We start from the raw sequence: 19,469 nt of genomic DNA, 5'->3' as shown, positions 1-19,469 counted from the left end.
GTCGTGGGCCGCCCGCCGCCGAACGGCACGACTGGATCCGCCAACCGTCGATAAAGCTACAAATCCATACGATCACACTGCGGCATCACGGGCACAGGCTCGCGAACCGCACTCTCAGACGGACTCGTGTTCCCTCAGGCGCTGGCTGATGACCTGGGTGACGCCGTCCCCGCGCATCGACACCCCGTACAGCGCGTCGGCGATCTCCATGGTGCGCTTCTGGTGGGTGATGATGATGATCTGCGAGGTCTGCCTGAGCTCCTCGAAGAGGGTGAGCAGGCGCTGGGTGTTGGTGTCGTCCAGCGCGGCCTCGACCTCGTCCATCACGTAGAACGGCGAGGGGCGCGCCTTGAAGATGGACACGAGGAACGCCACCGCCGTCAGCGACCGCTCGCCGCCCGACAGCAGCGACAGCCGCTTCACCTTCTTGCCCGGCGGCCTCGCCTCGACCTCGACGCCGGTGGTGAGCATGTTCTCCGGATCGGTGAGCAGCAGCCTGCCCTCACCGCCGGGGAACACCCGCGTGAAGATCGTCTCGAACTCACGGGCCACGTCCGCGAAGGCGGCGCCGAAGACCTGCTCGACCCGGTCGTCGACCTCCTTGACCACGAGCAACAGGTCGCGGCGGGTCTTCTTGAGATCCTCCAGCTGCGAGGTGAGGAACGAGTGCCGCTCCTCGAGCGCCGCGAACTCCTCAAGCGCGAGCGGGTTGACCTTGCCGAGCTGGGACATCTGGCGGTCGGCCGCCCTGGCTCGCTTGAGCTGCTCGTCGCGGTCGTAGGGAACGGGGTCGCCGTCGGTCGTCGGAACCGGCTCGCCGGGGCCGTACTCGGCGATGAGGGTGTCGGCCTCGACGCCGTACTCCTCCACCGCCCGCCCCTCCAGCTGCTCCAGGCGGAGCCGCTGCTCGGTGCGGGCCACCTCGCTGCCGTGCGCCCGGTTGACCAGTTTGTCCAGCTCGCCGGAAAGCTCCCTGACCCGGATCCGCACAGCCTTGAGCGAGGCGTCGATCTGCCCGCGCGCGAGCTCCGCCTCGTCGCGCTCGCCCGCGGCGGCCTCCAGCGAGGTCTCCAGCGCACGCAGCGCCAGCTCGGCGCCCCGGACGACCGCCTGGGCCGTCCCTGCCTGCCTGCGCCGCCACTCGCGGCGCTCGGCCGCCCTGGAGCGCTCCTCGCGCTCACGCTCGGCGGCGCGCGTCAGCTCCTCGGCCCTGCCCTCGATGCCCCTGACCCGCTCCTCCGCCGTCCGCACCGCGAGGCGGACCTCCATCTCGTCCTGCCTCGCCGTCGCGCAGATCTCGGCGAGCTCGTCGCGGAGGTCGGTGCTGGGCTCGGTCTCCAGCTCCTCGGCACCGTCGGCCGCGGCGAGCCGCTCCTCCAGCTCCGCGAGACCCGCCGCGTCGCGGTCGCGCGCCTCCTCGGCGGCCCGTACGCCCCCGGCCAGGCGTTCGCACTCGTCGCGGGCCGCCTTGGCGGCGGCGCCCAGCTGGGCGAGCCGCCTCGCCACCGCGGCGACCTTCTGGTCCGCCTCGCGCTGCCTCGCCCTCACCCGGTCCAGCGCGGCCTGCGCCGCGTTCACCCCCGCCTGTGCGTTCTGCACGCCCGTCTGCGCTTCGGCGACCCGCGCCTGTGCGGCCTCGACCGCGAGCTGCGCCTCCGCCTCGGCCTCCGCGGTCTCCTCCAGCTCCGTTCCCGCCAGCTCGGCGGCGACCCTGGCCCGGGCGAGGTCCGCGGCGGCCTCGTCGAGGGCGGCCCGCATCTGGAGCGCGGAGGTACCGCCCCCGGAGCCGCCGCGGGCGATGTGGGATCCCAGGAGATCACCGGCGCGGGTGACGGCCCGCAGCTCGGGACCCTGCTCGACCGCCTTGCTCGCGGTCGCGAGGTCGTCCACGACCAGAACGCCCGCGAGCAGGTGGGCGGCGGCGGCCCGCAGCTCGGAGGAGACCGTGACCAGGTCGATCGCCCACTCGGCTCCGGTCACCGGCACCGGCCCCGGCGAGCCCGACGGGGCCTCCCCCACCCCGCCGGAGGCGATGACGAGGGTGGCGTGGCCTCCTTCGTGGCCCCTGAGGAACTCGATGGCGTCGGCGGCGCTGCGCAGTGAGTCGACGGCGACGGCCTCGGCCGCGGCCCCGAGCACCGCGGCGACGGCCACCTCCGCGCCCGGGCGCACGGACAGCATGGTCGCCACCGGGCCGAGCACCCCGGCCAGGTCGGCGGCGAGCAACGCGGCACCACCGTCGGCACCACCGGCCAGGCCCATCTCCAGCGCCTCGAACCTCGCCCCGAGGGCCGCCACCTCGCGCTGTGCCCGCTGGTCGGCCTCGCGTGCGGCGGTGAGGGCGGCCCTGGCGGCGCCGAGCGCGGAGTTGGGGCCCGCGACGGCCGCCTTCGCCTCCTCGACGCCGGCCCTGGCCGACTCGACGGACTCCCTCGCCTGCTCGACCGTCTCCAGGGCGATCTCCAGCTCCTCGGCGAGAGCGGGGTCGGCGGACGGCTCGGCGCGCTCCTGGCCCTCGTGTTCGGCCTGGGCCTCCTCGGCGCGCTGCTCGGCCTCCCGCAGCGAGTTTCTCAGCCTGCCGATCTCCTCCTCCGCGGCCCCCGCCCGGCTGCGCGCGGCCCCGACCTGCCCCCGCAGCCTGGCCAGGCCCTCGCGCCGGTCGGCGGCGGCCCTCGCCTCGGCGGCGAGTCTCCGCTCCTCGGCGGCGAGCGCGGCCTCGGTCTCGGCGCGCCTGGCCACCGCCTCGGCGAGCGACTCCCGCTCTCCTTCGAGCAACTCGGCCAGGACCCGCTCCTGTTCGCGGACCTCCTCGGCCTCGCGCTCGAAGTCCTCGGGGTCGCGCCCGCGCCGCTCCACGGCGGTCTCGGTGGCGTGCCGGTGCCTCTCGGCGGCGAGCCCCGCCAGGCCCCTGAGGCGCTCGCGCAGGGAGGAGAGCCGGAAGAACGTCTCCTGGGCCGCGGCGAGGCGCGGCTGAGCCTCGGCCTCGGCGGACTCCAGCTCCGACTCGGCGACCTGGCCCTGCTCCAGCTCGGTCTCCACCTCGGCGCGGCGGGTGCGGACGGCCTCCTCGTCGGCCATCTCCCGTTCCAGGGTGGTCCGCAGGGTGAGTACGTCGTCGGCGAGCAGCCGGAGCCTGGCGTCACGCAGGTCGGCCTGGATGACGGCGGCCTTACGGGCGATCTCGGCCTGGCGGCCCAGCGGTTTGAGCTGGCGGCGCAGCTCGGTGGTGAGGTCCTGGACGCGGGTCATGTTGGCCTGCATCGCGTCGAGCTTCCGCAGCGCCTTCTCCTTGCGCTTGCGGTGCTTCAGGACACCCGCGGCCTCCTCGATGAACGCCCTGCGCTCCTCGGGCCCCGCGTGCAACACCTGGTCGAGCTGGCCCTGCCCGACGATGACGTGCATCTCGCGGCCGATGCCGGAGTCCGACAGCAACTCCTGGATGTCGAGCAGGCGGCAGGTGTCACCGTTGATCGCGTACTCGCTCTGGCCCGCCCGGAACATCAGGCGGCTGATCGTCACCTCGGTGTAGTCGATCGGGAGCATGCCGTCGGTGTTGTCGATGGTCAGCGTGACCTCGGCGCGTCCCAGCGGTGCTCGCGAGGAGGTGCCGGCGAAGATGACGTCCTCCATCTTGCCGCCGCGCAGCGACTTGGCGCTGTGCTCGCCCATGACCCAGGCCAGGGCGTCGACCACGTTGGACTTGCCGGATCCGTTGGGACCCACAACGGCGGTGATGCCCGGCTCGAACCGGAGCGTGGTGGCCGAGGCGAAGGACTTGAACCCGCGCAGGGTGAGGGTCTTGAGATACAACGAACCCCCCCATTCATGGCGCGGCCGCGCCGACCGGCGTGTCACGCGCCGCGTCCCGGGCGCCGGTGAACGCGTCCGCCCCTGTCAGACCACTGTCAGAGCACTGCCGGCCGACTGTCGGCCCACTGCCGCGGTCACGCGGGAAGACTACCGTTCTTCACCCGCGCCCGCCCGCGCACCGCCTATCGTGCCCTGCATGGACGCGGAACGCGGCGGGGACGAGGCTCCATCCCACCCATCGGGCAACAGGGGACATCTCGGGCGACGTGCCTTCCTGGTGGGCGGCGGGCTGGCCGCCCTCGGCCTCGGTGGCGCCGCCCTGGCGGCCGGCCCCGACGGCATCCGGGGCGCGTACGCCCAGATCGTCTGCGGCGCGGTTCCCGAGCCCCCGGTGACCTCTCCTGGAACGCTCCAACGCAGCCGGGTCGACCGGCGACGGGTGATCATAGGGCTGCCGCCGGGGGCCGAGGACGGGCTCCCCGCGGTGATCATGCTGCACGGGGCCGCGGGTGACGCGCGCACGCCGTTCGACGTGTACGCGATCGACCGTTACCTGGCCGCGGGAGGCGGGCGCTTCGCGGTGGTCTCCATCGACGACTGGCCCTCCGCCGACATTCCCGGCACCCTGCTGCCGTACCTGAACACGAACGGGATGGACACCACGAAGATCGGGCTGATGGGGTGGTCGTCGGGCGGCGCCGGGGCGCTGAGGCTCGCCGCGGAGCTCGGTCCCGAGCAGGTGGCCGCGGTGGTCGCGGCGTCGCCGACGGTGAGCGCGGCGCAGGCGCCACTGCGTGAGCTCGTGGACATCCCGGTCTGGCTGGGCTGCGGTGAGCGCGACGCGTGGGCCAGGCAGACCCAGACCATGCTGAAGGGCCTGAAGGCACTGGGCGCCACCGCCGAAGGCGGCATCACAGAAGGGTGCCAGGACACGGCCTACCGCCGCAGGGTGTTACCCGAGCAGCTTGCCTTCCTGGCACGACATATACAGCGCACGTAACGGATGTGACGTGCGTATCGCTATGACAAGGGACGCCCCAACGAGGCGTCCCTGTACAGTGTTGTTCCGCCCCGGCCCCCGTTAGGTGAGGGCCGGCTCGCGATCCTGCAGACGGTTGAACTCCTCATCGCGGGTGTTGGCCGCGAGTTCGTCGTTCTGGGCCTGGAGCCGGGTGAGCTCTCCCTCGAGATCACGGATGCGCTGCTGGAGGCGACGCATTTCCGAGACCATACGAGGGTCGGGACCGCCGACGTGGCCGAGTAGAGCCTTCGCCATAGTAAAGGGTCCTCCACGCTGAGTGACCAGACTGGTTCGCGCACTTCTTTGCCGCGGGAGGGGTGCGCGTGGTTCTTTATCAAGAGTCGCACCGGTGAGGGAGACGGTCAAGCTGAACGCTCCAGGTGGATGCACCAGTAGGCACTCTCGACAGTCAACTATACCTCATTTTGGGCGGTTTGGGGAAGCGGTCAGCGCTCGACAAAACCTTCGACACCGCCCTTGGTCTCACTCCAGCGTTCGACGACTCCGGCGACCTGGCCGGGAGTCTCACCGCCCCTGAGGAGTTCGAGCAGCCTGGCACACGATTTCTCCGGGCCCTGCGCGACCACCTCGACCCGGCCGTCCTCGGTGTTGCGCGCCCAGCCGACCAGGCCGAGCTCAAGCGCCCGCGCACGCGTCCACCAGCGAAAACCCACCCCCTGCACCCGGCCCCTCACCCAGGCGGTGAGCCGTACCTCCGTCATGCCGCGACCTTCCTGGGCCTGGGCTGGCAGCGGGGGCAACTGTAGGAGGAACGGTTCATGAACGATTCGCGGACGATCGGGGAACCGCACCGGGAGCAGGGTTCGTCGCGCCGACCGTAAACCGCGAGGGAACGGTCGAAATAACCGCTCTCCCCGTTGACATTCACGTAAAGACTGTCGAAGGATGTGCCGCCCTCCGACAAGGCCGCGGCCATCACCCCCCGGGCGGCGGCCAGCAACTCGGCCACCTTCGGTCCGGTCAGCGTCGCGGTGGGACGGGCGCCGTGCAGCCTGGCCCGCCACAGAGCCTCGTCGGCGTAGATGTTGCCGACACCGCTGATCAGCGACTGGTCCAGGAGCGCCCGCTTGACCTCGGTCTGCCTGGCGCGCAGCCGGTGGGCGAACCCGTCGTCGTCGAAGTGCCTCTCGAACGGGTCGGCCGCGATGTGCGCGATCGGCTCGGGCACCGCCCGGCCGCCGGCCTGGGTCATACCGGTCACCAGCACGTGGCCGAAGGTCCGCTGGTCGACGAAGCGCAGCTCGGGACCGCCGTCGGCGAAGCCGATCCTGACGCGCAGATGCTTCTCCGGCGCCGAGTCCGGCTCCACGACGAGCAGCTGACCGCTCATCCCGAGGTGGGCGAGGATCGCGTCCGAGCCGCCCAGGGGCAGCCACAGGTATTTGCCCCTGCGCTCGGCGGGGCCGATCGTGCGGCCCTCCATCCGGGCGGAGAACTCCGCGGCGCCGGGGACGTGCCGCCTGATCGCCCTCGGGTGGAGCACCTCGGCACGGGCGACGACCCGGCCGGAGACCCACCGCTCCAGGCCGCGGCGTACCACCTCGACCTCGGGCAGCTCGGGCATGCGTCCCTCCTCTCGCGACGGATCAGCCGACGGATCAGCTGGCCTCGCGCCGCTCGCGGTCCTCGCGGATGCGGTTCCAGGCGGCTTCCGCGGCCTGCTGCTCGGCTTCCTTCTTCGAGCGCCCCGCCCCCGAGCCGTACCCCTCGCCACCGACGCGGACGACCGCGGTGAAGGACTTGGCGTGGTCGGGACCGCTCTCCTCGACATGGTATTCGGGCACGCCGAGCGACTCGGACGCGGTGAGCTCCTGCAGGGAGGTCTTCCAGTCGAGCCCGGCGCCGAGCGAGGCGGAGCGGGTGATGAGGGGGTCGAAGAGCAGGTGGACGACGCGGAACGCCTCGTCCAGGCCCCTGTTCACGTAGACCGCGCCGATGAGCGCCTCAAGGGTGTCGGCAAGGATCGAGGACTTGTCGCGCCCTCCGGTGCCCTCCTCGCCCCGGCCGAGCCGCAGGAAGCGGCCCAGGCCCAGGGTGCGGGCCACGTCGGCGAGGGCGCGCATGTTGACCACCGCGGCCCTGAGCTTGGCGAGCTGCCCCTCGGGCAGGTCGGGGTGGTTGCGGTAAAGGGTGTCGGTGACGACGAGGCCCAGCACCGAGTCTCCGAGGAACTCCAGGCGCTCGTTGGTCGGCAGGCCGCCGTTCTCGTACGCGTAGGAGCGGTGCGTCAGCGCCCGCTCCAGGATCGCGACGTCGAGGCGCACCAGAAGGAGGCGCTCCAGCTCTTCCTTGACGAACTCCACGGCGACAGGCTTGACGCTTGTACCCACGACTTCTCCTCGCACGTTCTCTCAGCGAATGCGCGATGGCGAAGGTAGGGAAAGGAAGATGCCCGAAGATGTGGTGGGCGCCGGGAGGGCACGCGTTCTACCGCGAACCCCGGCGTCCACCACAGCCGCGGGCGGACCGCCATCGCAGAGGGCGCAGACGTTGACACCGACCGGGACCCGTGGCGGGCCCGGTCGGCATCCGTCGGTCAGAATGCGATCAGGCGGAGGGCTCGATCACCTGACGGCGGTTGTAAGTGCCGCAGGTCGGACACGCCACGTGCGGACGCTTCGGCGAGCGGCACTGGGGGCAGCTCACGAGCGAAACCGCGGCGGCCTTCCACTGCGACCTGCGGGAGCGAGTGTTGCTCCGCGACATCTTGCGCTTGGGGACAGCCACGTCAGCTCTCCTGATCGTTGTTATGTTCCGGAACCAGACCTTGCAGCTTCGCCCAGCGGGCGTCGATCACCTCGTGGCCGTGGTCAGGCTCGGCATCGGCCAGCCTGACACCGCACTCCACGCAGAGCCCGGCGCAGTCTTCACCGCAGACCGGGCTCAACGGCAGTGTGAGCACCACCGCGTCGCGAAACACGGGTTCGAGGTCGAGAAGCTCACCGTCGAGAAGCGAGTCACTCTCGGCAGCATCCTCTGCCGAGTAGAAGAACAGCTCCTGGAAGTCCACCTCGCTGCGCGAGATGACCGGTTCCAGGCAGCGTGCGCACTCCCCCCGCAGCGGGGCTTGCGCAGTGCCCGTGACGAGCACACCCTCCATGACCGCCTCAAGCCGGATGTCCAGCTCGACGTCGGCGTCCTTGGGGACGCCGATCATGTCGACGCCGATGTCCGCCGGTGCCGGGAGCGCGAGATTCATCCGGCGCATCGACCCCGGTCGTCGCCCAAGATCATGGGTGGAGATCACCCATGGGGCGCGGGGGTCAAGGTGCTGAGTCATTTCGCTCTCGTTAGGCATGGCGCATCATCGCCGTCGTGCAAGGCCGAAACAAGAGAATAGCAGGGCCTAGCCCCTGAGCCGTTCGACCAGGAGTTCCTGTACAAGATCGGGAACCAGCCCGGCCACGTCCCCACCGTACTTGACGATCTCCTTGATGCGGCTGGACGACAGGAATGAGACCTCGGGCCCGGTGGCCATGAACAGGGTCTCCACCCCGGACATCCGGTAGTTGAGCTGCGCCATCTGGAGCTCGTAGTCGAAGTCGCTCACCGCGCGCAGGCCCTTCACGATGGCGGGGATCTCCTGCTGCCTGCAGTAGTCGACCAGGAGTCCGTGGAATTTGTCCACGCGGACGTTCCCGTACTCCTTGGTGACCGTCTGGAGGGTCTGGATGCGTTCCTCCACCGTGAAGAGGCTCTTCTTCTCGATGTTGATCAGTACGGCTACGACGACCTCGTCGTACTGCCGGGAAGCCCGGCCGATGATGTCCAGATGACCGTTCGTGACGGGATCGAAGGATCCCGGACAGACAACGCGACGCAAGGTGGACCCCCTGCTCTAAGGATTCCCGGCGGCGCGACCGTACCAAACGGACGCTTCGCCGTAACGACGGACCCTCTCCTCTTCGTACCCCGCGGGCCAGACCAGACCCTTCCCCCTGCTCTCCCGCTCCACCGCGACCAGCGCGTCCTCGGCCAGCCAGCCCCGGTCGCGCAGCGACACGAGCATCGCGTCCACCTCCTCGCCGGCCAGCGCGTACGGCGGGTCGGCGAAGACGAGGTCGTACGGTCTCCCGGCGCCCCCCGTGTCTTCTGTATCTCCGGCGTCTCCGGTGCCCCCCGGGCCCCTCGCCAGCAGGCGCTCCACCCTGTCGGCGGCGACCTCGGCCCCCGGCAGTCCCAGCGAGGCGATGTTCTGCCTGATCGTCCGGATCGCCTTCGCGTCCGACTCCACCAGGAGCGCGTGATCCGCTCCCCTGGAGAGCGCCTCAAGCCCGAGCGCCCCCGAGCCCGCGTAGAGGTCGAGCACCCGGCAGCCCTCCAGCGGGCCGATCAGCGACCCCACGGTGGAGAAGATCCCCTCCCTCGCCCGGTCACTGGTGGGGCGGGTCCCCCGCCCCGGTGGCACGGCCAGCCGCCGTCCTCCTGCGCTTCCCGCGATGACTCGGCTCACCCGGCCATCCTCTCAGTGCCGTCCGCGCCGCCGTCCACACCGCGGGCGCAGCGGCGCCGCACGCACCCCGGCGTGTCGCGACGCATCACATAACCGCAGGTCAAAAGGGTCCTGATAGGTGATCTAGGTCAAGAGTGGGCAAGGAGTGGCGACGAAAGCGTAAGGGTCGTTCCGTCCGGTGCCGGTCCCTTGCATGATGATTCCTGCGGCCTCCAAGTGACCCAGGGGGAGGCCGACCGGCGTGATCGTGAGCCCTTCCGCACGCCGGTGCTCTCGGCACCTGACCCGGGAGTGGGCCCAAGCGGGGACGGCATTCGGGGGGAGGCCGTCCCCGCAGTTGGGCACAGGGGCCGGTGAACGCCCTCGGCCCCGAGAAGAACCCGCGGACACCTCGTCACCCGCCCCATCAGGTCTTCTCCAGATATTCCGCGCGCTCGTCCGCGAGGAGCCTGTCGATCTCGGCGCGGAGCACGGGATGGCCGGCGAGCTCGGGGTCGGCCTCCAGCATCGCCTCGGCGTCCAGGCGCGCGGCGTGGATGACGTCCTCGTCACGCAGCAGCCTGAGCATCTTCAGCGACGATCTGCGCCCCGACTGGGCCACACCGAGCACATCACCCTCCCTGCGCTGTTCCAGGTCGACACGGGACAGCTCGAAGCCGTCCAGGGTGGCCGCCACCGCGTCGAGCCGTGCCCTGGCGGGCGTGCCCCCCGGAGAGTCGGTCACCAGCAGGCACAGGCCGGGCAGCCCGCCGCGCCCGACCCGGCCGCGGAGCTGGTGGAGCTGGGAGACGCCGAAGCGGTCGGCGTCCATGATGACCATGACCGAGGAGTTGGGGACGTCGACGCCGACCTCGATGACCGTGGTCGCCACCAGCACGTCGATCTCCCCCCTGGTGAAGGCCTTCATCACCGCCTCCTTCTCCTCGGGCGGCAGCTTGCCGTGCAGCACCTCCGTACGCAGCCCGTGCAGCGGCCCGTCGGAGAGCGTCTCGGCCACGTCGAGCACCGCGAGCGGCGGTCTGCGCTCGTCGTCGGCCTTCGACATGTCGCCCTCGTCGCCCTCCAGGTCGCCGATGCGCGGGCACACGACGTATGCCTGGCGGCCCAGCTCGATCTCCTCGCGCAGCCGCGTCCAGGCCCGGTCGAGGAAGTGCGGCTTCTCCGCGGCGGGGACCACGTGAGTGGTGATCGGGGCACGGCCGGAGGGCAGCTGGGAGAGCGTGGAGACCGTGAGGTCGCCGAAGACGGTCATCGCGACGGTGCGCGGGATGGGCGTGGCGGTCATCACGAGCACGTGCGGGCGGCCGCCCCCGGCCTTCTCGCGGAGCGCGTCGCGCTGCTCGACGCCGAACCGGTGCTGCTCGTCGACCACGACCAGGCCGAGGTCGGCGAACTGGACGCGCTCCTGCAGGACCGCGTGGGTGCCGACGACGATGCCCGCCGCGCCGGAGGCCGCGTCGAGCATGGCCGAACGGCGGGCCGCGGCGCCCAGAGAGCCGGTCAGCAGGGCGACCGCGGTGCCGCCGAACATGCCGCCGGTGGCCAGGTCTCCGAGCATGGCCGAGATCGACCGGTGATGCTGCTGCGCGAGCACCTCGGTGGGGGCCAGCAGCACGGCCTGCCCCCCGGCGTCGACCACCTGGAGCATCGCCCGCAGCGCGACGATGGTCTTGCCCGCGCCGACCTCACCCTGGAGCAACCGGTGCATGGGGTGGGGCAGCGCCAGGTCGGCCGCGATCTCCTCGCCCACCTCGCGCTGCCCCTCGGTGAGCTCGAACGGCAGCCGCCGGTCGAAGTCGGCGAGCAGCCCGCCCGAGATCGCGGGCCGGGGCGTGGCGGGCCAGGAGGCCGCGGCCATCCGGCGCTGCAGCAGCACCGCCTGGAGCAGGAACGCCTCGTCGAACCTGAGCCGTTTGCGCGCCCTGGCCACGTCGGCGTGGTCGCGAGGGCGGTGGATCGCGAGCAGCGCCTCCGACAGGCCGGGGAGCCGGTGCCGGGCGCGCAGCTCCGCGGGGAGCGAGTCGTCGAGCTCGCCCATCGTGTCGAGGACGACGCCCAGCGCCCTGCGGATCGCCCAGGGCGTCACGTCCTTGCCCGCCGGGTAGATCGGCACGAGCGCGGCGGCGAACTCCTCCGCGCCCGCCTCGCTCTCCTCGATCATCTCGAACTCGGGGTGGGAGAGCTGCCACTTGCGCTTCTCGCCCTGGCCGAAGGCGCCGACCTTCCCCGCGAACATGCCGCGCCTGCCCGGCTTCAGCCGCGTCTCCGCGATATGGGACGTCTTGCCGAAGAACGAGAGATAGATCTTGCTGCCCCGGGCGTCGGCGACCTCGACCTCCAGCCAGGTGCCGCCCTTGTTGCGCATCGGCCTGCGCATGGCCCTGGTGACCTCTCCCACCACGGTGACGTGGTCGTCGACCCGAAGATCGTCGAGATCGGTCAGCTCGCCCCGTTCGGCGTAGCGCCGCGGGTAGTGCCGCAGCAGGTCGCCGACGGTGCGCAGGTCGAGAACGCTCTCCAGCAGCTTGGCCGTCTTGGGGTCAAGCGCCTTCGCCAGCGGCTCGTCGAAGCTCGTCACCCCCGTTTTCTACCGTGTCGAGGCGACAGAATTCACCCGCCACGACGTACCCGGGCACCCGGCGCCGTCTCACTCCACGCCGATGAGCAGCGGGTAGCCGCCCTGCCCGCCCTCGTAGCGGACCACCTCGATGTCCGGCCTGGTCTCGGCCAGATGCTCGGCCACGGCGCGGGCGAGCCCTTCCGGCGCGTCGGCCCCCTCCAGGACGGTCACCAGCTCACTGCTCGACGAGACCATGCGGCGTACGACCTCCAGCGCGGTCGCCACCAGGTCCGTGCCGATCAGCGCGGCGTCGCCGTCGACCACCCCCAGGACGTCGCCGGGCGAGGTCAGGCCCGCGCTCGTCATCACCTCGCGGTCGGCCACCCAGACGTGCCCGTGGCGGGTGTGCGCGGCGGCCTCGGTCATCGCCACCACGTCGTCGTCGAAGCGACGCAGCGGGTCGTGGACGGCGAGCGCCGACAGGCCCTGCACCGAGGCCCTGGTCGGGAGCACGCCGACCACCAGGCCCTCCTCCCTCGCGACCTCCGCCGCGGCGGCCGCGACCTCGCGCGTCCCGCTGTCGTTGGGCAGGACCACGACCTCGGAGCCCGCCTCGCGGATGGCGGCGAGCACCGTCGCCAGCGGAGGGCTCGATCCGGGCTCGCGCCGGACGACCACGGCCCCGGCCTCCTCGAACACCGCCGCCAGCGCGGGTCCCGCGGCCACCGCGACCACGCCCCTGCCCCGCGCGGCCGGATGGATCCTGCCCGAGCCGACCAGGTACGTCACCTTGATCCGGTGGGGGCGGCCCAGCCTCGTCGCCGCCTCGATCGCCGCGCCGGCGTCGTTCACGTGGACGTGGACGTTCCACAGGCCGTCCCCGCCCACGATCACCAGCGAGTCGCCGAGCGCGTCGAGCTCCTCGCGCAGCGCGGCTACCTCCTCCTGGCCGGCGTCCAGCAGATATATGACCTCGTAGCCGGGCCCGTCTCCGTCCTCCCCCGCCCGCGCCACGGTCTCGGGGACGACCCGGTGTGCCGGAGCCGGGATGTCCACCCGCCCGGTGTAGGAGTCGGTGACGACGGCGGCGAGGCTCTCCAGGATGATCGTCAGACCGGCGCCGCCCGCGTCGACCACCCCACCGCGGGCCAGCACGTCGAGTTGCCCGGTGGTACGGCCGAGCGCGGAGCGCGCCTCCCCCGCCGCTCTCCTCGCGACCGAGGCGAGGTCCTCCCGCCCGTCGCGCACCGCCGTCGCCACGGCCGCCAGGACGCTCAGGATCGTGCCCTCGACCGGCCTGGAGACCGCGGCCCGGGCGAGCTCGGCGGCTCTGACCAGGCCCCGCCCGAGGTCCGCGCCGCGTCCCTCGGCCTCCCTGAGCACCTCGGCGAGGCCGCGCAGCGCCTGGCTGACGATCACCCCCGAGTTTCCCCGGGCGCCGAGCAGCGCCCCCTGCGCGAACACCCGCCAGGTGGCCTCGGCACCGGCGTCGGCGGGCAGCCCGTCGAGCGCCTCCGCGGCGGAGAGCATGGTCAGGTGCAGGTTGGTGCCGGTGTCGCCGTCGGGTACGGGGAAGACGTTGAGCGCGTCGATCTCCTCACGGGCCCTTCCCAGTGTCTCCGCCGCGAGCCGTGACCACCTGCGCACCGCGGGCGGGTCGAGAATCTGCAGCATTCCTGCCCTCCTGCTCTCCCACACCTGCTCACGCCCGTCCTGGAACGCGCCGACCGCCCCCTGGAGATCGGAAAGCGGCCGATGTCCCGGCGCGAAACCCGCTTCTGCTCGCGCTCGTCCCGTGATGCGCTACGGTTGCCTCCGGAGATTATCCCCGTTCGACCGTTCGCCGCGGGTCGCGTTCGCGTGCAGGGCCGGACATCGGATATCCTCGTGTGGCCAGCCGGCCGTCCCGGCGTGCCCGATGATCGCCGCCAGTGCGGCGGATCGAGCCTCTCGACTGATATAAGGAGCGAACCGTGGCTTCCGTCTGCGACGTTTGCGCTAAGAAGCCGACCTTCGGCAACAACGTCTCCCACTCGCACCGCCGCACCCGCCGCCGCTGGAACCCCAACATCCAGCCCGTGCGCGCAGTGGTGAACGGCACGCCGAAGCGGCTGAACGTGTGCACCTCCTGCATCAAGGCCGGCAAGGTCACCCGCTAGCCAGATCTTCGCGAAGCCCGCCGCCCTCTCGACAGGGCGGCGGGCTTCGTCGTTCCCCGAGGGTTTCCCTCCCGTTCACGAGGTCCCTCCGATCCAGGCCCGCCCGTTCGGGGAACGCCCCGCCCCGGAAGCCGCCCCGCTTCCGAGGTCGTCCCCGCGTGAAAGGGCGTGGGGGTCCGTGAGGGTCAGGGGGAGACGCGCAGCCGCCAGGCGTGGTCCACGGGACCGATGCCCGCTCCCAGCGGGAAACCGTGCGCGATCGCGCCGGTGACGTACGCCTTCGCCTTCTCCACGGCGGCCGGGACGTCCTCGCCGAGGGCGAGGTGGGAGGCGATCGCGGAGGCCAGCGTGCAGCCCGTGCCGTGGGTGTGCCGGTTGTCGTGGCGCTCCGCGCCGAAGCGGAACTCCCGGGTGCCGTCGGTCAGCAGGTCGATCGGGGCGCCCGGCAGGTGGCCTCCCTTGATGAGCGCCCACCTCGGCCCGAACTCCAGGACCGCGTCCGCGGCCCGGCGCAGGTCGGCCTCGTCCTCGACCTTCATCCCGGTGAGCTGCAGGACCTCCCACAGGTTGGGGGTGACCACCGTGGCCGTGGGCAGCAGGCGCGACTTCACCGTCTCCACGGCCTCGGGGGCGAGGAGCGCGTCGCCGTGCTTGGAGACCCCGACGGGGTCGACCACGACGGGCACGTCCAGCCTCGCCAGCACTTCGGCCACCGTCTCCACGAGTACGGGTGAGGCGAGCATGCCGGTCTTGACCGCCTGTGCCCCGATGTCACCGAGCACCGAGTCGAGCTGGGCACGTACCGCCTCGGGAGGAAGCTCCCAGTAGCCCTGCACGCCCATCGAGTTCTGCGCGGTCACCGCGGCGATCACACTCATGCCGTGTACGCCGAGGGCCAGCATGGTCTTCAGGTCGGCCTGGATGCCCGCGCCGCCTCCGGAGTCGGAGCCGGCGACGGTCAGCACGCGAGGGGGAGTCAAAACGGTCATGTTTCCCATCCAACCAGTCGCATCCAACCGGCGTCGTCCACCCGCGTGCCTCTGGACGTCGACGTCCGGCCCGATGACTCGTCGCCCACCGACGAGCCCGCCCCCGAGCCCCTCGTCGTCCACGCGGCGTCGCTCCGGCCGCGAAGCGCTCCCCTGGCCTTCCCCGTCCCCGGCGCGGGACCTCTCGACGCCGCTTCCCGAGGCAGGGACGCCTCCCCCCGGAGGTTCTCGCCGCTCCAGAGCCCGCCGAGCGGCTCTCTGCCGGTTTACGGAGGGAAACAGGATCCTTGACCGCCTACGGCTTCATTGGGGCCGTGTGGGCGGTTTGGAGGGCTGTGTCGTGAGCGACCCCCCGGTCAGGCGACGGAGCACTCTCCCTGGTCGCTCCAGCAGCTCGCCGGGATCTCCGCGTCCCCGCTCGCGGTGAAGGTGACGACGAATCTCTCACCGGCCCGCAGGCTTTTGCGCGACTCGATCACCAGGTCGCCGTCGACCTGCTCCCAGCCGGCTCCCCGCACCGAGGAGATCTCACCGCTGACCGGCAGGCTCACCGTCAGGTTCGCGACGTTCTCGTTCGCGGCGACCACGAGTTCGACGGTGTAGGTCCGCGACCTCTCCCGCACCACGCCGGCACCGACCGTGATCGCGGCGCCCCCTGCGGACGGGGGCGCGACGAAGGTCGTCTCACTGGGCGCGGGATCGGGTCCGGCGCTGCTCAGGGGCTGCTCGGCGGGGGCCGGCGTCTGTTCGCCGACGACGAGGGGCTCGGGGGCGGAGCTGGGCTCGTCGGTGAGCGACGAGTCGTCGGGCCGGGTGTCGACGTCCAGGGGCGCGCGGGTGGCCTTCGGCGTCGGCGTGGGCCGGGGGGTGGAGGTGGTGCCCCCGTCTCCCCTGCGGGGGGAGGGCCGGTCAGGTGCGGCCGTGGGCCTCGCCTTCTCGTCCTCGGGCTCCGGAGTCTCGTCGCCCGTCTCCGCGGGCTCGTCCTCCGGCGTCGGTTCCTCGGTGGGCTCCTCGGCGAGGCCGGTGTCGTCCGCCTCCGGTAGCGGCTGGTTCGACGCCGCGACGCAACCGGCGGGCGGGCAGTCGGCGGGGCTCTCCGAACCGGCCAGGGCCCGGACGCCGACCACGGTCCCGCCCAGCACCACGGCCACCGCGGCGACGATCAACAGCGCCTTCCTGACCCGTCCGCCGGTTCCCTCTTCGTCCTCGGGCCACGGGTCGAGCGCGGTGGAGGTCGCTGACGTCGCTGCCGTGTCGGACGGCTCGGACTCCGAGGTCCATCCCGATCCCAGGAAACCCGTCCGGGTCTCGGCACTCACCGACTCCTCGGGACGGAGCCGGCGCCCGAGCGGCTCGTCCCTGGGACCCGGTTCCGGAGTGGGCTCCGGCCTGCGTTTACCCCGGTTCGGGAGAGCCTCTTCCCCGTTCGCGCCGTGGCGGCCCATGTGGCCCCTTTCTCGAGGGAATCTCGACCGCCCATCTTCATACCAGTTAGATAACCGTTTGTCGCAATTTTCACAAACATCACAGGAAGTGGTACATGTCACTCCCGGAAGTGATCCCAGCCTCCGTGATCAAGCAGAAGGCCCTTGACCTGCACACCTTCCCCCTCGACGACGTGACCCACCACGTTCCAGCCCTCCGGGAGCCCCAGGTGAGCGGGGAAGGTCGCGGCGAGGGCGTGGTCGTCGCCGCCGGAGAGAATCCACTCCAGCGGATCGACGCCGAGCAGCCGGGCGGCCTCCCGCATCACCGGCGGGACGGCGAACGCCTCCGGGTCGAGGACGAGCGCGGTCCCGGCCGCCGCCGCCACGTGGCCGAGATCCTGGAGCAGGCCGTCGCTCACGTCGAGCATCGCGGTCGCGCCGAGCGCGGCGGCCTCCGGGCCGCGTGCGTAGGGGGGCAGCGGGCGGCGGTGGGCGTCGATCAACTCCGTCGGTCCCGTCGATCCCGCGCGAAGCAGCGCGAGCCCGGCCGCGGCGTACCCGAGGCGGCCCGCGAAGGCGACCACGTCACCGGGACGGGCCCCCGAGCGCGTGACCGGTGCCCGGCCGCCCAGGTCGCCGAGAGCGGTGACGGCGACCACGACGAGGTCGCAGCGGGTGATGTCGCCGCCCGCCACCGCGGCGCCGACGAGATCACACTCGTCGCGGAAGCCGTCGGTGAGGTCGTCCAGCCAGCCGGTGGTGGCGTCGGCGGGCAGTCCGAGACCGACGACGAGACCGGTGGGATCGGCCCCCATCGCCACGACGTCGGAGAGATTCTGCGCGGCGGCCTTGCGGCCGATGTCGTAGCCACTGGACCAATCGCGGCGGAAGTGCCTACCCTCAATCAACAGGTCGGTCGTGACCACGACCCGTCCGTCGGGAGCGCTCACCACCGCGGCGTCGTCCCCAGGACCGAGCAACACGGCCCTACCTCGTGGCAAACGTCCGGCAATACGTGCAACAACCCCGAATTCGCCGAGATCTCCGACTGTGATGACACACCTCCCGTTCATCACAGGGTACGGTGGCCCTTCGGCACTGATCCAATCGCCCGGGAGGTCGCTATGGTGCAGGCCTACATCCTTATCCAGACCGAGGTCGGCAAGGCCGCGAACGTGGCGTCGGAGATCTCCGGTATCTCAGGTGTCACCCAGGCGGAGGACGTCACCGGGCCGTACGACGTCATCGTGCGCGCCGAGGCCCGCAACGTCGACGAGCTGGGGAAGCTCGTGGTGGCCCAGATCCAGGGTGTGGAGGGGATCACGCGTACGCTGACGTGTCCCATCGTCCACATCTGAGTTCGCGAATCGAGCCGGTGCCCGGTCTCACGTCCGGGTTCCCGGCTCCCGCATCCGACCCATGGAACGTGACATGCCACTGCGGTTCGCCCGCCGGACGGCGTGCGCCTGCGCCCTGCTGATCCTGGCGGGCTGCGGCGGCGCCGTCCGGGTCGAGCCTCCGACCCCCGAGGGGCCGGCCGCCGCCGCCTGCCAGGCGCTCGCCGAGCGGCTCCCGCGCACGCTCGACGGCGCGGACCGTACGGAGTCCACCCCCGCCTCCCCCTACGTCGCCGTGTGGGGGGAGGCGCGCATCGCGCTGCGCTGCGGGGTGCCGCGACCGGTGACGATGTCACCGACCGACCAGGTGCCCGAGATCGACGGGGTGGCGTGGTACGCCGACCCGGCCAGGCCGACGCTGTTCACCGCGATCGGCAGGGAGGCCTACGTCGAGGTGACGATCGCGCGGGAGCACACCCCGCAGAACGTGCTGATCGATCTCGCGGCCCCCATCAAGAGCGCCCTACCGCAGACCGGGTGAGCGTTCGAGCGCGAGCCGGATCAGCCGGTCGACCAGCTCGGCGTAGGGCACCCCGGTGGCGGCCCACAGCTGCGGCGCGACCGACATCGAGGTGAACCCCGGCATGGTGTTGATCTCGTTGACGATCAACCGCCCGTCGGGGGTGAGGAAGAAGTCGACCCGGGACAGGCCCTCGCAGCCCAGCGCCTCGAAGGCGCGGACGGCCATCGCACGCAGCTCCTCCGCGGTCTCCTGGGGGATGTCGGCGGGCACGGACAGCGACATGTCGTCCCCGAGGTACTTGGCCTCGAAGTCGAAGAACTCGTGGTCGCCGTGGACCAGCACCTCGCCGGGCAGGCTCGCCCTGGGCGCCTCGTCGCCCGGCGACTCCAGCACCGCGCACTCGATCTCGCGGCCCGTGACGGCGGCCTCGACCAGCACCTTGGGGTCGTGCTCGCGGGCGAACTCGATCGCCCGCTCCAGCTCCTCCAGGTTGGCGGCCTTGGAGATGCCCTGGCTGGACCCGGCGCGCGCGGGCTTGACGAAGACCGGCCAGCCGAGCTCCTGGACTTCCTTGAGGACCCGGCCGCGGTCGGTCCGCCAGTCGCGGTCGCGGATCGTGACGTACGGGCCGACGGGCAGGCCCGCGGCGGCGAGCACCAGCTTCATGTAGGACTTGTCCATGCCGACCGAGCTCGCCAGCACCCCGGAGCCGACGTAGCGGACCCCCGCCATCTCCAGCAGCCCCTGGATCGTGCCGTCCTCGGCGAAGGGGCCGTGCATCACGGGAAAGACGACGTCGACCTGGCCGAGCTCGACGGGAATGCTGCCGGGGTCGTGCGCCACCAGCGAGCCGCCGCCCGCCGTCGAGGCCGCGAGCGCGAGGGTCGCCCCCGCCGCGTCGACGGCGGGCAGCTCACCGCTGTCGATCTCGTAGCGCTGCTCCCCCGAGGCGAGCACCCACCGGCCGTCCTGGGCGATCCCGATGGGGACCACCTCGTACTTGGATCTGTCGATGGCCTCCAGCACGCTTCCCGCCCCGAGAATGGAGACGGCGTGCTCGGAATTGCGACCGCCGAAGACGACGGCGACCCTCGGTAGAGGTTCGTGCTGCTCACTCATGATGACCGAATCTACCCCCTGTTAGGGGGCAATCCAGCTGTTAGACGCGC

Annotated in this window: 19 protein-coding genes; 4 read left to right on the top strand and 15 right to left on the bottom strand. The window is 71.6% G+C overall.

The window, feature by feature from the left end; all coding sequences use genetic code 11:
* Positions 1-114: 114 nt before the first annotated feature.
* Positions 115-3,810, bottom strand: a complete 3,696-nt coding sequence (gene smc / locus AB0B96_RS16840) for a chromosome segregation protein SMC (RefSeq protein ID WP_362899509.1) — start codon at positions 3,808-3,810, stop codon at positions 115-117.
* Positions 3,811-4,006: 196 nt separating this feature from the next.
* Here smc and AB0B96_RS16835 point away from each other — a divergent pair, with 196 nt between their 5' ends.
* On the top strand, positions 4,007-4,810 hold the full coding sequence (locus AB0B96_RS16835) for an alpha/beta hydrolase-fold protein (protein WP_362899507.1): 804 nt from the start codon (positions 4,007-4,009) through the stop codon (positions 4,808-4,810).
* A gap of 81 nt (positions 4,811-4,891) precedes the next feature.
* Here AB0B96_RS16835 and AB0B96_RS16830 read toward each other — a convergent pair whose 3' ends face one another.
* The 10 genes from AB0B96_RS16830 to AB0B96_RS16785 form a co-directional block, all read right to left on the bottom strand.
* Positions 4,892-5,086: a hypothetical protein gene (locus tag AB0B96_RS16830; protein ID WP_089213397.1), complete on the bottom strand. Its 195-nt coding sequence runs from the start codon at positions 5,084-5,086 to the stop codon at positions 4,892-4,894.
* A gap of 191 nt (positions 5,087-5,277) precedes the next feature.
* Complete coding sequence (locus AB0B96_RS16825) at positions 5,278-5,553, bottom strand: acylphosphatase (RefSeq protein ID WP_350949346.1); 276 nt, start codon at positions 5,551-5,553, stop codon at positions 5,278-5,280.
* Positions 5,550-6,416, bottom strand: a complete 867-nt coding sequence (mutM, locus tag AB0B96_RS16820) for a bifunctional DNA-formamidopyrimidine glycosylase/DNA-(apurinic or apyrimidinic site) lyase (RefSeq protein ID WP_350949347.1) — start codon at positions 6,414-6,416, stop codon at positions 5,550-5,552. Before mutM ends, AB0B96_RS16825 begins: the two co-directional genes overlap by 4 nt.
* Positions 6,417-6,450: 34 nt before the next feature.
* Positions 6,451-7,155: a ribonuclease III gene (gene rnc / locus AB0B96_RS16815; protein ID WP_362899670.1), complete on the bottom strand. Its 705-nt coding sequence runs from the start codon at positions 7,153-7,155 to the stop codon at positions 6,451-6,453.
* Between the two features lie 244 nt (positions 7,156-7,399).
* Positions 7,400-7,579 (bottom strand): 50S ribosomal protein L32, encoded by a 180-nt coding sequence (rpmF, locus tag AB0B96_RS16810; RefSeq protein ID WP_012894381.1) that lies wholly within the window; start codon positions 7,577-7,579, stop codon positions 7,400-7,402.
* A 1-nt stretch (position 7,580) separates the two neighbouring features.
* Positions 7,581-8,132: a YceD family protein gene (locus AB0B96_RS16805; protein WP_362899504.1), complete on the bottom strand. Its 552-nt coding sequence runs from the start codon at positions 8,130-8,132 to the stop codon at positions 7,581-7,583.
* Positions 8,133-8,198: 66 nt separating this feature from the next.
* Entirely contained in the window at positions 8,199-8,675 is a 477-nt protein-coding gene (gene coaD / locus AB0B96_RS16800; RefSeq protein WP_350949349.1) for a pantetheine-phosphate adenylyltransferase, read from the bottom strand.
* A gap of 15 nt (positions 8,676-8,690) precedes the next feature.
* On the bottom strand, positions 8,691-9,305 hold the full coding sequence (gene rsmD / locus AB0B96_RS16795) for a 16S rRNA (guanine(966)-N(2))-methyltransferase RsmD (protein ID WP_362899502.1): 615 nt from the start codon (positions 9,303-9,305) through the stop codon (positions 8,691-8,693).
* Positions 9,306-9,711: 406 nt separating this feature from the next.
* The gene (gene recG, locus AB0B96_RS16790; RefSeq protein WP_362899500.1) at positions 9,712-11,883 is read right to left on the bottom strand and encodes an ATP-dependent DNA helicase RecG; all 2,172 of its coding nucleotides are present in this window, start codon (positions 11,881-11,883) and stop codon (positions 9,712-9,714) included.
* A 69-nt stretch (positions 11,884-11,952) separates the two neighbouring features.
* Positions 11,953-13,539: a DAK2 domain-containing protein gene (locus AB0B96_RS16785; protein WP_362899498.1), complete on the bottom strand. Its 1,587-nt coding sequence runs from the start codon at positions 13,537-13,539 to the stop codon at positions 11,953-11,955.
* A gap of 299 nt (positions 13,540-13,838) precedes the next feature.
* Here AB0B96_RS16785 and rpmB point away from each other — a divergent pair, with 299 nt between their 5' ends.
* A complete protein-coding gene (gene rpmB / locus AB0B96_RS16780; RefSeq protein WP_012894387.1) occupies positions 13,839-14,024 on the top strand; it encodes a 50S ribosomal protein L28 in 186 nt (61 codons plus the stop codon).
* 185 nt (positions 14,025-14,209) lie between these two features.
* Here the strand turns inward: rpmB and thiD are convergent, their stop codons facing one another.
* The 3 genes from thiD to AB0B96_RS16765 form a co-directional block, all read right to left on the bottom strand.
* On the bottom strand, positions 14,210-15,022 hold the full coding sequence (thiD, locus tag AB0B96_RS16775) for a bifunctional hydroxymethylpyrimidine kinase/phosphomethylpyrimidine kinase (RefSeq protein WP_350949353.1): 813 nt from the start codon (positions 15,020-15,022) through the stop codon (positions 14,210-14,212).
* A 347-nt stretch (positions 15,023-15,369) separates the two neighbouring features.
* Positions 15,370-16,332, bottom strand: coding sequence for a hypothetical protein (locus tag AB0B96_RS16770; protein ID WP_362899496.1), 963 nt, complete (start codon positions 16,330-16,332; stop codon positions 15,370-15,372).
* Positions 16,333-16,556: 224 nt separating this feature from the next.
* On the bottom strand, positions 16,557-17,513 hold the full coding sequence (locus tag AB0B96_RS16765) for a thiamine-phosphate kinase (RefSeq protein WP_350949355.1): 957 nt from the start codon (positions 17,511-17,513) through the stop codon (positions 16,557-16,559).
* 51 nt (positions 17,514-17,564) lie between these two features.
* Here AB0B96_RS16765 and AB0B96_RS16760 point away from each other — a divergent pair, with 51 nt between their 5' ends.
* Both AB0B96_RS16760 and AB0B96_RS16755 read left to right on the top strand, forming a co-directional pair.
* On the top strand, positions 17,565-17,798 hold the full coding sequence (locus AB0B96_RS16760) for an Lrp/AsnC ligand binding domain-containing protein (protein ID WP_350949356.1): 234 nt from the start codon (positions 17,565-17,567) through the stop codon (positions 17,796-17,798).
* A gap of 73 nt (positions 17,799-17,871) precedes the next feature.
* Positions 17,872-18,318 (top strand): DUF3515 family protein, encoded by a 447-nt coding sequence (locus AB0B96_RS16755; protein WP_350949357.1) that lies wholly within the window; start codon positions 17,872-17,874, stop codon positions 18,316-18,318.
* On the opposite strand, the gene AB0B96_RS16750 is transcribed toward AB0B96_RS16755, so the two are convergent.
* Positions 18,301-19,419: a D-alanine--D-alanine ligase family protein gene (locus AB0B96_RS16750; protein WP_362899493.1), complete on the bottom strand. Its 1,119-nt coding sequence runs from the start codon at positions 19,417-19,419 to the stop codon at positions 18,301-18,303. The genes AB0B96_RS16755 and AB0B96_RS16750 overlap by 18 nt on opposite strands.
* Between the last annotated feature and the right edge of the window lie 50 nt (positions 19,420-19,469).

Origin of the sequence: Streptosporangium sp. NPDC049046 (assembly GCF_040649155.1) — a bacterium.
Classification (GTDB): Bacteria; Actinomycetota; Actinomycetes; order Streptosporangiales; family Streptosporangiaceae; genus Streptosporangium.
The sequence above is the reverse complement of the archived record's forward strand: the minus strand, read 5'-3'. Positions and strand labels throughout refer to the sequence as shown.